Below are 12,439 nucleotides of genomic sequence, written 5' to 3'. Positions count from 1 at the left end.
GCCTCAGCACTCCGACGGCGCGGGTTCGCCGCGCAGGCGGGCGTCGATCCACTCGAACGCACCGGAGTTGCCGAGCGCTTCCCCCAGGAAGTGCTCGCCGGGCACCTGCCGGTAGACGGCGGCGACACCGTAGCCGCACTGCTCGTCGTACAGGTTGCGGGCGCCCAGGGCGGGGATCCAGAAGTCCTGCCCGCCGTTGTAGATGTACAACGGGGTGCCGGAGACGAGGTCGGCCATCTTCATCTTGGTGTAGATGTCGTGGGCGACAGGTGAATTCAATGCGTCGACGACGTTCGCGAGCGCCTCGGCGGGGATCCCGAACACGCCCGACGCGCCGAGGTTGAGCATGCACTGATCCTTGATCGACGAGATGCCGATGCGCTGGCCGAGGCCGTTGATCAGCGGCAGGATCTCGAGGTTCTGCCGGGAGATCCCGAACACCGCGGCGAGGAACAGCCCGCTCGCGAGGTTGCCGTTCATGGTGCGTCCGAGCATCTCGAAGTCGGCCGGCACCCCGCCCATCGCGGCGCCGACGATGTCGGGCGCCAGCTCCGGCGCATACCCGTCGAGCAGTTTGGCTGCGCCGTGTGTGGCGATCGCCCCGCCGGAGTAGCCCATCATGGCGATCTTGCTGGTGCCGAACTCGGCGGGAAAGGCGTTCCGCATGCCGCGGATGGTGTCGAGGATGGCGTGTCCGGCGGCGTACGGTTCGCCGTACGCCATCGACGGCCCTTCGTGGTCGGGGATGAGGACGGCGTAACCGCGTTCCTCGGCCTTCGCCGTGACGGGGCGGACCAACTCGACGAAGTTGGTCGACGGGGTGATGCCGTTGGCCATGGTGTGGGACGGTGTGCAGGCCCGTCCGAGGCTGTTGATCGGCACGTTGTTGACCAGGACCGGACGTGGTCCGGGACCGGGCCAGACGCCGGCGGGGATGACGAGCGTCGCGGTCGCAAACGTGGGTGCCCCCGACGCGTCGGTGGTCTTCACCTTGATCTGCTTGACCTCGCGCACCGGCCCGAGCAGCAGATTCTTCGCGACGGGCGTGACGTCGCGGACCTCGACGAGCTCGCCGTTCGCCATGCCGGGCAGCCCGGGCGGGAAGTAGTCGAAGAACGCCTCGCCGATCGGCGACGGCAGCGACTCCTGGTGCAGGGTCTCGAGCGGCGGCGGGGCCAGATCGGGTTCCGGCACCACCGAGCCCACCAGCCCGGGGATCCACGATCCGAACGCCGACCGAGCCAACGACGCGGTTCCCCACGAGCCGGTGATCGGGGTGGTGCCGTTGGAGCCGGTACCGTCCGAACCTGTTCCGTCGGTGAGCGATCCGGGCCCGATGAAGCCCTGCCCGGCCGCGCTGCCCGTCGATCCCACTCCGCCGATACTGGTGTCCGGAAGGGCGCTCCCGCTCGACTGTGCGGCCGCGGCGCCGGAACCTCCCCCGACCACGACACTCACCGCGAGTGCGGTGACCACCATCCGACCCCAGAATCCCCCACGCTGGTTTGGCATGCGCGGGAACCTACCCAAGGCACTTCGTGCCCGTGCGCGTTTTCGGTGGACTCGGCTACCAAAAAGGCGCACGGGTGCCGAAGGCGCCTCAGTAGTAGACGGCGATCGGGCCGTTCGGGCCGGGCATGCACGAGACCGGGGTGTCGAAGACCCGGCCCAGCGTCTCGTCGACCAAAATTTCTGTCGGCGTGCCGAATTCGACCACCTGGCCGTCCTTCATCGCGCAGATCCGGTCTGCGTAGTGCGCGGCGAAGTTGATGTCGTGCAGCACGATCACCACGGTGCGTCCGAGTTCGTCGGCCACCTTCCGCAGGTGCTTCATCATCTGCACCGAGTGCTTCATGTCGAGGTTGTTGAGCGGCTCGTCGAGCAGGATGTAGTCGGTTTCCTGGCACAGCACCATCGCCACGTAGGCGCGCTGACGCTGCCCGCCGGACAGTTGGTCGAGGTACCGGCCCTCGAGTTCCGAGAGGCCGAAGAAGTCGATCGCCCGGGTGACCGCCTCCTCGTCGACGCGGGTGAGCCGGCCTTTGGTGTGCGGGAACCGGCCGAACCCGACGAGTTGGCGCACCGTGAGTCGGGTGACGAAGTGGTTCTCCTGCCGCAGGATCGAGACGATCTTGGCGAGATCCTTCGAGCGCGTGCGTGTCACGTCGTGGCCGCCGATCTCGATGCTGCCCGCGTCCGGACTCAGCAGTCGTCCGATCATCGTGAGCAGCGTCGACTTGCCGGCGCCGTTGGGGCCGACGAGTGCGGTGATGCCGCCGGCCGGGATCCGGAGGTCGATCGGGCCGATCGTCACCGCTCGACTGTAGTCCTTGCGGATGCCCTTGATCTCGATCACAGTCTGCCCTTCCGCAGGATCACGATGAGGAACGTGGCGCCGCCGACGGCCTCGATGATGATCGACACCGCGCCCTGGGCGTAGAAGATGTTCTTGAGCACGAAGTAGGCGCCGGTGAGGATGACGAAGCCGGTCAGCACCGCGACCGGGAAGATGTAGCGATGGTCGTGGGTGCCCGCGAACTGGTACGCCAGCGTGGCGACCAGGAAGCCGAGGAAGGTCATCGGGCCGATGAGCGCGGTGGACACGGCCATCAGCACGGACACCAGGAACAGCACGATCATGACTTCGCGACGGTGGTCCAGTCCCAGGTTCGTCGTGACGTCCCGGCCCATCGCCACCAGGTTGAGCCGTCGGGCCCGCCACCACAGCGCTCCCGCCGCCGCGAGGCACAGGGGCACAGCCAGCGGCAGGTAGGCCACCTCGGCGTTCGAGATCGAGCCGAACAGTTTGGCGGTGAGGACGTCGAATTCGCTCGGTGTCAGCAGCCGCTGCATGAATGCCGACACCGACCCGAGCCCGCCGCCGAGGATGATGCCGACCAGCAGCATCACCTGCATGTTCCCGTACTTTCCGGACAGCAGCCAGCCGTACAGCAGCATCGCGAAGACCACCATGATCGTCAGCTGCAGCGCGAATTGCGGGACGCCCTGCAGTGCAACCACTCCCGCGGCACCGAGGAAGAACACCGAGGCGGTCTGAACGGCGACGTACAGGGCTTCGAATCCCATGATCGACGGCGTGACGATCCGGTTGTTCGTCGCCGACTGGAACGCGACGGTCGCCATCGCCTGGCAGATCACGACGATCGCGATGACGACCAGGCTGGTCGCCCGCAGTTCGGCGACCCGCCAGAAGCCGGGGCTGCCCACCGGCAACGGGTTGTCCCATGCCAGCACGCCGAACGCGAATGCGACTGCGAGAACGGCGAGCCCGCTCACCACGGCCCAGTAGCGACGACGGTCGCGGACGGTGGCGAAGGCGCCGCTGCCGGCTCGCTCGCGCGTGGCCGGCGTCTCGACGACGGCCGGGGTCGGCTGGATCTCAAGCATGGCGGCGGCTCCGGAGCAGCATGGCGACGAAGACGATCGATCCGACGACACCGAGGATGAGCGACACGGGGACCTCGAACGGCGCGATGATCGTCCGGCCCACCAGGTCGCAGACGGTGACGATCGCGACGCCCAGCAGGCACACCCAGGGCAGGTTGCTGCGGAGATCGTCGCCGCGGATCATCGACACGATGTTCGGCACGATCAGCCCGAGGAAGGGCAGGTTGCCCACCACGACGGTGACGACGCCGGTGGCGATCGCGATCAGGCCCGTACCCAGGAGGATGATGCGGTTGTAGTCGAGGCCGACATTGGTGGCGACGTCCTCGCCGAGCCCCGCGACGGTGAACCGGTCGGCGGCGACGAACACGGCCACCGCGACGATCGCCACGATCCACAGCACCTCGTACTGGCCGCGGATGGCGGAGGTGAAGCTGCCGGCGAACCAGATGCCCATGCTCTGCAGCAGGTCGGTGGCGAGCGCGAGGTAGGTGGTGATGGCGCCGACCACCGCGCCCAGCATGATGCCGACGATCGGCACGATCAGCGACGAGGTCAGCTGGACGCGGCGCAGGAACAGGAAGAAGATCAGGGTGCCGACGAAGGCGGCGACGATGGCGCCGATCATCCGCGGCATCAGCCCGGCGCCCGGTGCCACGATCATCATGATCATCAGGCCGAGCCCCGCCCACTCGGTGGTGCCGGTGGTGGTGGGTTCGACGAACCGGTTCTGCGTCAGCAGCTGCATGACCAGGCCGGACATCGCCATCGCGGCGCCCGCGAGTACCAGCGCGACGGTGCGGGGGATGCGGGTGATGTTGAACATCTCCCAGCCGGCCTCGCCGCCGAAAATGTCGAACACGCCGGTGAACAGCGAGAGCGTCAGCAATACGCCGACGCCGAGGAAGCCGAGCAACAGCTTCCAGTCGAACAGGCGACCCTTGTCGCGGACCGTGACGGTCGGTGCACTCATCGGAGAAACTTCCGTACTGCGAGCAAGTGGCTACCCCGTGGTCCGGCTCCGTGCCGTCACCACGGGGTAGCCGGGGGCTCAGCTGTTGCTGTTCTTCTCGAGCAGGTCGGCCAGCGCGTCGAAGAACGCGGTGTACGTCTGGATGCTCTCGTTGGTGTAGGTGTCGGCGGGCATGTAGATGACGTTGCCCTTCTTGACCGCCTCCACGTTCTGCAGGGCGGCGGAGCCCTCGATCACCTTGGCGGCCGGCATGTAGCCGTCCTTCTTGGCATCGGTGGTGGCGGCGTCACGATCCATGACGATGATCAGGCCCGGGTTCGACTGTGCGATTGCCTCGACCGAGATGTCGTCGCCCTGGTGGTTGTCGGAACCCTGCGGTACCTCGAGCGCGGGCTCGAAACCGAAGATGTCGAACATCGGGCCGATCGTCCGGCCGGTGTGCGGGGCGACGTAGCCGATCTTGCCGCCGGAGACGATGACGCCCATCACCGTCGTGTCGGCACCGTAGGCGGCCTTCACCCGGGCGATGGATGCATCGAATTGGTCGTTGAGCTGCTGCGCCTCGGCCTGCTTGTCGAAGACCTCGCCGAGGACGGTGGTGCCGCGCTTGAGTTCGGCATCCAGCGGCTGGTCCTTGCGGGGGGTGACGTCGACGATGGCGGCGTTCGGGGCGAGCTTGCGGAAGTCCTCGCGGAACTGCGCGAAGCGGTTGCCGTTGACGATCAGATCCGGATCGGCCGCGACGATCGCCTCGAGGTTCGGTTCGCGGTGGGTGCCGAGGTCGACGATGCTCGAGTCCTGCTTGTACGAGATCGTGTCGGGCATCAGCGCCACGGCACCGGCCTTCAGTGGCACTCCCCACGCGGAGAGGGTCTCGAACGTGGTGTTGTCGGTGGCGACGACCGACGCCGCCGGCACGGTGACCGTCTGCGAACCGAAGTTGTCCTCGACCGTCACGGTGGTGGTCTCGCCGGAGGTGGCCTCGTCGGAGGTCGTGCTCGAGCAGGCGGTGAGGGCGAGGGCTGCCAGTGCGAGGGCAGCCGCGCTGCGGTACAGCCGGGGCGCTTTCATCTACGTGATTCCTTGCTTCGTGCCGATGGGACGTGCCGCCGCGGCGACCCCCTCCCCGCGACAGTGGTGAGCCTAACCTAATGCGCGTAAAAGGGATGATTCGGGCCGGTCGGTCCCCGGGGTGGCGCAGGCCCACGCCGTCGGTGAGGGCACCGGTGTCCGGTGGGCGGGATCGAGCGATGTGGGCAGCGTGTGAGCCGGGTTACGCTCCGCGCGCACGACCCCGAAATCCGTTCCACGAGCAAAGGTTCGCGAGCATGGCATCCGCAGAGGACATCAAGAACACCGTCGCCTCCTACATGAAGGCACTCGAGAGCAAGAGCGCCGACCAGGTTGCGGCCCTGTTCGCGGAGGGTGCCACGGTCGAGGACCCGGTCGGCACCGAGCCCAAGCGGGGCGTCGAGGAGATCCGCGCGTTCTTCAAGGCCATCGAGGCGATGGACCAGACGGCCGAGCTGCTGACCATCCGCGTCGCCGGCAACAGTGCCGCCTTCCACTTCCGCACGGTCTCGAAGGTCGGCGGCCAGACCTACGTCATGGAGCCGATCGACGTCATGACCTTCGACGACGACGCCAAGATCACCAGCACCCGCGCGTACTGGGCGCAGGAGGACATGATCGTCAGCTGACGGCGACATGTCGCGCGGTGGGGTGTGGTCCGAGTCCGGGCCACACCCCACCGACGTTTTGACCCCCCTGGTTGTCTATACAAGACTGGACGGGCAATGGTGGGCGATGTCAGCGGAGGAATTGTGAACGACGGACCGTACTCGCCCGGCGCCCCGGCGCTCCGCAGTACACGTGACGACCGCGCAACGGTGCGGTGGCGCAACGGTCAGGGCACCACGCAGGTTGTCGCCGAGACCGAGACGTGGCGGGTGAGCATCGCGGACGAGCCGACGGCGTCGACGTTCTCGGTGATCGACGGCTACGACCGACTGTTCATGCCGATCGGTGGGGTGCCCGTCGAGTTGACGGGTGCCGGTGATGCGGCCCCTCGCACCGTCGCGCCGCTGGAGACGACGGCCTTTGCCGGCGAGTGGGCCCCGGCGTGCCGGGTGGAGACCCCCACCCGGGCACTCAACGTCATGGTGCGGCGCGGCGCGGCCACCGCGACGATGCGGTTCGGCGAACCGCCCCGGACCGCCGATCCCGCCGAGCTGGTGGTCCTCGTGGATCCGGTGACGGAACTCGCGTTGCTGCTGCCGCCCGGGAGCGGCGACACCGTCGAGTTCACGAGCCCCTGCGCGATCGTCACGGTCACGGCACTCGCCCGTCCCTGACGGGACGTCCTATCGCGGTACGGGGCGCAGCACGATCTCGGTCGGATGCGCGTCTCGCGGCGTCTCGACGGCATTCCGGACCGCTCGCGCGACCGTCTGCGGGGTGAGGAAGGCGTCGGCGTCGTACTCGCCGCCCTCGGATGCGACGATCGCGCGCTGCATGTCGGTGTCGATGCGGCCGGGATGGATCGACGTGACGCGCAACCCCGGCTCCTCGAGCCGCAGCGCATCGGCGAAGGCACGCAGCGCGAATTTGCTTGCGGCATAGGCGCCCCAGCCCGCATTGGCACGTAATCCCGCGCCTGAGTTGATCAGTACCACGTGCCCGTTCGCGGCCCGCAGGGCGGGCAGCAGCAGCCGGGTCAGTTCCGCCACCGCGACCACGTTGGCCTCGAAGGTCTTCCGCCACATGTCGACCGACGTCTCCGAGAGCGTTCCCAGTTCGGCGACGCCGGCGTTGTGCACCAGCACCTCGAGCCGGTCGATGTCGGCGACGGCGTCCGCGACGGCCGCGTGGTCGGTGAGGTCGACCGGCCACGGTGCGGCGCCCAGTTCGCCCACGATCTGCTCGAGCGATTCGGCGCTGCGACCACCGAGGATCAGCTGATGGGTGGGTGCGAGTTCGCGGGCGATGGCGGCACCGAGACCGCGGCTGCCGCCGGTGACGAGGGCCGTCGGATGCTGGGAGACCATGCCCCGAGACTAGACCGACGATCACCCGGCCGGGGTCGTGAGTGTCGGCTGTACCGTGCCGTGCGCAGGTAGACCGGGGCCACCCGGCAACGGCGGGCCGGGATTGTCGAAGGGGTTGTCGTTGAACGGGCCGGGGGCGCCCGGGCCGTTGCCGTTGGTCGGCAGCGTCGTCTCGTGCTCGGGGATGTAACCGAAGGAATTCGTCTGCTGCAGACCGGTTTCGTCGGTCGTCGACGTCGGTTGCTGCGGGAATCCGTGATTGGCCGTCTGCGCCGCGCGGTCGCATCCCGCCAGGCCGAGGCTCGCGACTGCGAGTGCGGCGACGGCGCCGACGGCGATCCGCCGGGGAAGCGGTGAGTGGTTCGTCGGGGTCATGGGTCGCCTCCGCTCAACCGGCCGGGGTGGTGAGGGTCGCGTCTGCGGGCGCCGGGACGACGACGGCCGGGTCGATGCGCCCGCCGCCGAGTTCGAACGGGTCGTCCTCGATGCCGCCACCCTCCGGTCCGATGGGATCGGTCTCGAGGGTCGTCTCGTGCTCGGGGATGTAGCCGAAGGAATTGGTCTGCTCGAGACCGCTCGGGTCCTCCGGCGAGTCGGTGCCTTCCTCCTCGGTGGTGAGCGTGGCGGGATTCGACTCGGCCTGGTCGTCGCCTCCGGCGACGGCGGCCCCGAGCAGTCCCGATGCGACGGCCGTGGCGGCCGCTGCCGCGACCATCCAGCCTCGGTGCTCGATCGTCTGTCGATTCATGGCTCTGCCTTTCGTGCAAGTGCTCGGCAGCCCCTTCTCCAGCATGGCACCGGCAGGCGCCGTGTGCAGATGTAGGTTGTGCACAACATTGTTGTGGTCTACATTCATGGTGTGACCGACGACCTCGCACTGGACCGGCAGGTGTGCTTCGCGCTGTACTCGGCGTCGCGCGCCACCACTGCGGCCTATCGGACGCTGCTCGCCGACCTCGGCCTGACCTACCCGCAGTACCTCGTGATGCTGGTGCTCTGGGAGCGGGACGGCCGGGGTGTCCAGGAGATCTGCGATGCTCTCCAGCTCGACACCGGCACACTGTCGCCGCTGCTCAAACGCCTCGAGGCCAGCGGTCTCGTCGACCGGCAGCGGGCCGGTGGCGACGATCGGCGCGTCACCGTCGGGCTCACCCCCGCCGGGGCGGCCCTGCGTGACCGGGCCTCCGACATCCCGGCCCGCCTCGCGCAGGCCACCGGGCTCGATGTACCGGAGCTGGAACGGCTACGCGACGTCCTCATGGCCGTCGGCCGCAATCTCCACCACGCGGATTTCGACACCCCCTCCACCGACAACCGAGAAGAGGCACCGTGAACATCGTCTACACCGCAGAAGCACTGGCTACCGGCGAGGGCCGCAACGGCCGCGCCCGGACGTCCGACGGACGTCTCGATCTCGAGCTCGCCATCCCGACCGAGATGGGTGGCAGCGGCAACGGCACCAATCCCGAACAGCTGTTCGCGGCGGGGTATGCCGCGTGCTTCCACTCCGCCCTCCAGCTGGTCGCGCGGCAGGCCGGCGCCGACGTCACCGATTCCGCCGTGGGCGCGCGGGTCGGTATCGGCCCCAACGGTTCCGGCGGCTTCGGACTGGCCGTGACGCTGGAGGTCTCGCTGCCGCACCTCGAGCGCGGAGAGGCCCTCGCGCTCACCGAGAAGGCGCACGAGGTGTGCCCCTACTCGAACGCCACCCGCGGCAACATCGAGGTCACCCTCACCGTCGCCGACGACGAATAGCCCTGCCGGACGCCGGTCCCGGAGGCACCATGGAGGCATGGCGAATCCGGGGCCGGTCGAGGCATTGCGGGAGGTCGCGTTCTGGCTCGAACGCGACCGGGCCGTCACGTACCGGGTGAAGGCGTACCGGCGGGCCGCGGACGTGGTCGCCGGTCTCACCGACGAGCAACGCCGAGCCCGGGAGCGCTCCGGCGACTGGACGTCGCTGCCCGGCGTGGGCGCGAAGACCGCCGCCGTCGTCGAACAGGCGGTCGCCGGGAAGGTGCCCGACTACCTGCAACAGCTCCGTGACGCCGCCGAGCCCATCGGCTACGGCGGCGACCTGCAGCCCGCGCTGCGCGGCGATCTGCACGTCCACTCGGACTGGTCCGACGGCGGCAGCCCGATCGACGAGATGATGCGCGCCGCGGCGACCATCGGCCACGAGTACTGCGCGCTCACCGACCACTCGCCGCGGCTGACCATCGCGAACGGCCTGTCCGCGGAGCGGCTGCGCACCCAGCTGACGGCGGTGCGGGAGCTCAATCGGGAACTCGCGCCGTTCCGGATCCTCACCGGCATCGAGGTCGACATCCTCGACGACGGCGCGCTCGACCAGGAGCCGGAGCTGCTCGACGAACTGGACGTCGTGGTCGCGAGCGTCCACTCGCACCTGCGCGCCGACCGGGCGGAGATGACGCGCAGAATGCTGGGCGCGGTACGGAATCCGCGGGTGAACGTGCTCGGGCATTGCACGGGCCGCCTCGTCGAGGGCGCCCGCGGCGGCCGTCCGGAGTCGAAGTTCGACGCCGAGAAGGTCTTCGAGGCGTGTCGCGACCACGACGTCGCGGTGGAGATCAACAGCCGGCCGGAGCGTCGGGACCCGCCGAGCCGCCTGATCGATCTGGCCGTCGACATCGGTTGTCTCTTCGCGATCGACACCGACGCGCACGCGCCCGGGCAGCTGGCGTGGCAGGGGCTCGGCTGTGAGCGCGCGATCCGGTGCGGTGTGGAGGCGGCGCGGGTCGTCAACACGTGGCCCGTCGACGAATTGCTCACCTGGACGCGCGCGTTCGCGGGGTGAGTCGCAGAATGGGACGATGATCGACCCGGGATTCACGCCCACCCAGCTCGCGGCGCGAGCTGCCTACCTGCTGCGCGGCAACGACCTCGGGACGATGACCACCGCCGCGCCGCGGCTGTACCCGCACATGTGGAGCTGGGACGCGGCGTTCGTGGCCGTGGGGTTGGCGCCGCTGAGCGTGGAGCGGGCGGTCACCGAACTCGACACGCTGCTGTCGGCGCAGTGGAGCAACGGCATGATCCCGCACATCGTGTTCGCGAACGGGGTCGACGGCTACTTCCCCGGCCCCGCGCGCTGGCAGTGCGGGGAACTGGCCGGACATGCGCCGATCGGTGTCGACACCTCCGGCATCACGCAACCGCCCGTGCACGCGATCGCGGTGCAGCGGATCCTCGACCACGCCCGGCGGCACGGCCGCAGCACCCGGGCGGTCGCCGAGGAGTTCCTGGACCGCCGGTGGCCGGACCTGATGCGTTGGCACCGGTGGCTCGCGCGGGCACGGGACCGCGACGGGAACGGGCGCATCACGCTGTTCCACGGGTGGGAGTCCGGAATGGACAATTCGCCCCGGTGGGATATCCCGTACGGCAACGTGATTCCGGGCCCTGTCCCGGCGTATCGGCGCGAGGACGTCACCGTCGTAACCGATGCCTCGCAGCGCCCGAGCAACGGCGAGTACGACCGCTACCTGTGGCTGCTGGAGGAGATGAAGAGCGTCCGCTACGACGACGAGGCGCTGCCGGAGAAGATGAGCTTCGCGGTCGAGGACGTATTCGTCAGCGCCGTCTTCGCGCTCGCGTGCGACGTGCTGGCCACGATCGGTGAGGAGCATTCCCGACCCAACGCCGATGTCCGCGAACTGCACTCCTGGGCCGACCACTTCCGTAAGGGCGTCGTGGCCACCACCGACGCGCGCTCCGGCGCGGCCCGGGACCTCGACCTGCGCACCGGGCGGTGGATCGCCACCGACACCATCGCGATGTTCGCGCCCCTGTTGTGCGGTGGCCTGGACCGGCATACCGAGCGAGGCCTGCTGCACACCTTCGAGGGTCCGCGTTTCTGCACCCATCCGGATCTGCGGTACGCGGTGCCGCCGTCCACGTCGCCGGTGTCGCGGGACTTCCGGGCGCGCGAGTACTGGCGCGGACCGGTGTGGCCCGTGATGACGTGGCTGTTCTCGTGGGCGTTCGCGCGTCGCGGTTGGGCCGAGCGGTCGCTGATGCTGCGTGCGGAGGGACTGCGGCAGGCCGCCGACGGCAGTTTCGCCGAGTACTACGAGCCGTTCACCGGTGAGCCGCTCGGCAGTATGCAGCAGTCGTGGACCGCGGCCGCGGTGCTGGACTGGCTCGGCTGATGAACCGTGTGGAACGCCGCTGTGAACTGTCTGTGAGATACCGATACCCGGTGCGAAACAGGCGCGCGCGGTGAGGAAGTCGTCTAGTCTCGGGCAATGCCGAGGAACCGTCGTCGCTCCCTGTCGCGTGTCGCAATACTGGCCATGGCCGGGGCGGTGACGCTGACAGCCCCCGCGGTCGCGGTGGCGGCGCCGCAGGGCGTCGACGTCGCATCGTGGCAGCATCCGGGGGGTGCGCCCATCAACTGGGGGGCAGTGCGCGGAGCCGGCTACGAGTTCGGCATGGTCAAGGCCACCGAAGGCCTGTTCTACACCAACCCGTACTTCGCGCAGGACTCGATCGCGATGCGCATCGCCGGAGTGGCGCGCGGCGCGTACCACTATGCGGACCCGTCGGCGTCACCCGAGGCGCAGGCGGCCTTCTTCGCCGCGAACGCGCTGGCGGTCAACCAGATCGGCGGCCTGCCCCCGGTGCTCGACCTCGAGAGCACCGGCGGTCTCGCGGCGCCGCAACTCATCGACTGGACGCGCCGCTACCTCAATTCGGTGCAGGCTCTCACCGGCCGTCAGCCGATCATCTACACGTACCCCAACTTCTGGCGTACCGCGATGGCGAACACCACCGAGTTCTCCAACTACCCACTGTGGATCGCCGACTACAACGGCGGCAACTACCCCGGCCCGCTGCCGGGTGGGTGGAAGAACTGGGCCTTCTGGCAGTACACCGACAGTGGCCGCATCCCGGGGGTGAACGCCGCCATCGACCTCAACGTCTACAGCGGGGCGATGGGCGATCTCAACATGTACGCGCGCAACTTCTTCGGTAGCTGAGTGCGCGC

General features: G+C 68.8%; 15 protein-coding genes. 7 read left to right on the top strand and 8 right to left on the bottom strand.

Going from position 1 to position 12,439, the window contains the following annotated elements:
- Nucleotides 1–3: 3 nt before the first annotated feature.
- From C7H75_RS24135 to C7H75_RS24115, 5 genes are all read right to left on the bottom strand, one after another.
- Nucleotides 4–1,512 carry a lipase family protein gene (locus C7H75_RS24135; protein WP_233281826.1) on the bottom strand — a complete coding sequence of 503 codons (1,509 nt, stop codon included), beginning with the start codon at nt 1,510–1,512 and terminating at the stop codon, nt 4–6.
- An 88-nt stretch (nt 1,513–1,600) separates the two neighbouring features.
- A complete protein-coding gene (locus C7H75_RS24130) occupies nt 1,601–2,356 on the bottom strand; it encodes an iron ABC transporter ATP-binding protein (protein ID WP_064076010.1) in 756 nt (251 codons plus the stop codon).
- A complete protein-coding gene (locus tag C7H75_RS24125) occupies nt 2,353–3,408 on the bottom strand; it encodes an iron chelate uptake ABC transporter family permease subunit (RefSeq protein WP_005516690.1) in 1,056 nt (351 codons plus the stop codon). The genes C7H75_RS24130 and C7H75_RS24125 overlap by 4 nt, the downstream gene beginning before the upstream one ends.
- Nucleotides 3,401–4,381 carry an ABC transporter permease gene (locus C7H75_RS24120; RefSeq protein WP_005516691.1) on the bottom strand — a complete coding sequence of 327 codons (981 nt, stop codon included), beginning with the start codon at nt 4,379–4,381 and terminating at the stop codon, nt 3,401–3,403. Before C7H75_RS24120 ends, C7H75_RS24125 begins: the two co-directional genes overlap by 8 nt.
- Nucleotides 4,382–4,459: 78 nt before the next feature.
- A complete protein-coding gene (locus C7H75_RS24115; RefSeq protein WP_106851954.1) occupies nt 4,460–5,452 on the bottom strand; it encodes a siderophore ABC transporter substrate-binding protein in 993 nt (330 codons plus the stop codon).
- Between the two features lie 257 nt (nt 5,453–5,709).
- On the opposite strand from C7H75_RS24115, the gene C7H75_RS24110 reads away from it, so the two are divergent.
- Nucleotides 5,710–6,081, top strand: coding sequence for a nuclear transport factor 2 family protein (locus C7H75_RS24110; RefSeq protein WP_005516693.1), 372 nt, complete (start codon nt 5,710–5,712; stop codon nt 6,079–6,081).
- A gap of 123 nt (nt 6,082–6,204) precedes the next feature.
- Nucleotides 6,205–6,735 (top strand): HutD family protein, encoded by a 531-nt coding sequence (locus C7H75_RS24105; protein ID WP_233281825.1) that lies wholly within the window; start codon nt 6,205–6,207, stop codon nt 6,733–6,735.
- 9 nt (nt 6,736–6,744) lie between these two features.
- Here C7H75_RS24105 and C7H75_RS24100 read toward each other — a convergent pair whose 3' ends face one another.
- The 3 genes from C7H75_RS24100 to C7H75_RS24090 are packed head-to-tail and all read right to left on the bottom strand — an operon-like array spanning nt 6,745 to nt 8,176.
- The gene (locus tag C7H75_RS24100; RefSeq protein ID WP_005516695.1) at nt 6,745–7,428 is read right to left on the bottom strand and encodes an SDR family oxidoreductase; all 684 of its coding nucleotides are present in this window, start codon (nt 7,426–7,428) and stop codon (nt 6,745–6,747) included.
- A 21-nt stretch (nt 7,429–7,449) separates the two neighbouring features.
- Nucleotides 7,450–7,803: a hypothetical protein gene (locus C7H75_RS24095; protein ID WP_022598639.1), complete on the bottom strand. Its 354-nt coding sequence runs from the start codon at nt 7,801–7,803 to the stop codon at nt 7,450–7,452.
- A 13-nt stretch (nt 7,804–7,816) separates the two neighbouring features.
- A complete protein-coding gene (locus C7H75_RS24090; RefSeq protein WP_022598637.1) occupies nt 7,817–8,176 on the bottom strand; it encodes a hypothetical protein in 360 nt (119 codons plus the stop codon).
- A gap of 111 nt (nt 8,177–8,287) precedes the next feature.
- Between C7H75_RS24090 and C7H75_RS24085 the strand changes: the two genes are divergently transcribed.
- The 5 genes from C7H75_RS24085 to C7H75_RS24065 all read left to right on the top strand — a co-directional run bounded on the left by C7H75_RS24085 (nt 8,288) and on the right by C7H75_RS24065 (nt 12,431).
- Complete coding sequence (locus C7H75_RS24085; RefSeq protein ID WP_081183856.1) at nt 8,288–8,761, top strand: MarR family winged helix-turn-helix transcriptional regulator; 474 nt, start codon at nt 8,288–8,290, stop codon at nt 8,759–8,761.
- Nucleotides 8,758–9,183, top strand: a complete 426-nt coding sequence (locus C7H75_RS24080; RefSeq protein WP_005516699.1) for an organic hydroperoxide resistance protein — start codon at nt 8,758–8,760, stop codon at nt 9,181–9,183. Before C7H75_RS24085 ends, C7H75_RS24080 begins: the two co-directional genes overlap by 4 nt.
- A gap of 37 nt (nt 9,184–9,220) precedes the next feature.
- Nucleotides 9,221–10,246 (top strand): PHP domain-containing protein, encoded by a 1,026-nt coding sequence (locus tag C7H75_RS24075; protein WP_013417662.1) that lies wholly within the window; start codon nt 9,221–9,223, stop codon nt 10,244–10,246.
- A 16-nt stretch (nt 10,247–10,262) separates the two neighbouring features.
- Complete coding sequence (gene ggh, locus C7H75_RS24070) at nt 10,263–11,600, top strand: glucosylglycerate hydrolase (RefSeq protein WP_005516701.1); 1,338 nt, start codon at nt 10,263–10,265, stop codon at nt 11,598–11,600.
- A 96-nt stretch (nt 11,601–11,696) separates the two neighbouring features.
- A complete protein-coding gene (locus tag C7H75_RS24065) occupies nt 11,697–12,431 on the top strand; it encodes a glycoside hydrolase family 25 protein (RefSeq protein WP_022598631.1) in 735 nt (244 codons plus the stop codon).
- The last annotated feature ends 8 nt before the right edge of the window (nt 12,432–12,439 follow it).

The organism is Rhodococcus (subgen. Prescottella) equi, from assembly GCF_003013675.1.
Classification (GTDB): domain Bacteria; phylum Actinomycetota; class Actinomycetes; order Mycobacteriales; family Mycobacteriaceae; genus Prescottella; species Prescottella equi.
This window is presented reverse-complemented; position numbering and strand designations above follow the sequence as displayed.

Excerpts from the sequence above, each read along its gene's own strand:
- C7H75_RS24120 (WP_005516691.1), bottom strand. The coding sequence starts at position 4,381 with ATGAGTGCACCGACCGTCACGGTCCGCGACAAGGGTCGCCTGTTCGAC.
- C7H75_RS24135 (WP_233281826.1), bottom strand. The coding sequence starts at position 1,512 with ATGCCAAACCAGCGTGGGGGATTCTGGGGTCGGATGGTGGTCACCGCA.
- C7H75_RS24100 (WP_005516695.1), bottom strand. The coding sequence starts at position 7,428 with ATGGTCTCCCAGCATCCGACGGCCCTCGTCACCGGCGGCAGCCGCGGT.
- ggh (WP_005516701.1), top strand. The coding sequence starts at position 10,263 with ATGATCGACCCGGGATTCACGCCCACCCAGCTCGCGGCGCGAGCTGCC.
- C7H75_RS24110 (WP_005516693.1), top strand. The coding sequence starts at position 5,710 with ATGGCATCCGCAGAGGACATCAAGAACACCGTCGCCTCCTACATGAAG.
- C7H75_RS24125 (WP_005516690.1), bottom strand. The coding sequence starts at position 3,408 with ATGCTTGAGATCCAGCCGACCCCGGCCGTCGTCGAGACGCCGGCCACG.
- C7H75_RS24065 (WP_022598631.1), top strand. The coding sequence starts at position 11,697 with ATGCCGAGGAACCGTCGTCGCTCCCTGTCGCGTGTCGCAATACTGGCC.
- C7H75_RS24095 (WP_022598639.1), bottom strand. The coding sequence starts at position 7,803 with ATGACCCCGACGAACCACTCACCGCTTCCCCGGCGGATCGCCGTCGGC.
- C7H75_RS24075 (WP_013417662.1), top strand. The coding sequence starts at position 9,221 with ATGGCGAATCCGGGGCCGGTCGAGGCATTGCGGGAGGTCGCGTTCTGG.
- C7H75_RS24115 (WP_106851954.1), bottom strand. The coding sequence starts at position 5,452 with ATGAAAGCGCCCCGGCTGTACCGCAGCGCGGCTGCCCTCGCACTGGCA.
- C7H75_RS24090 (WP_022598637.1), bottom strand. The coding sequence starts at position 8,176 with ATGAATCGACAGACGATCGAGCACCGAGGCTGGATGGTCGCGGCAGCG.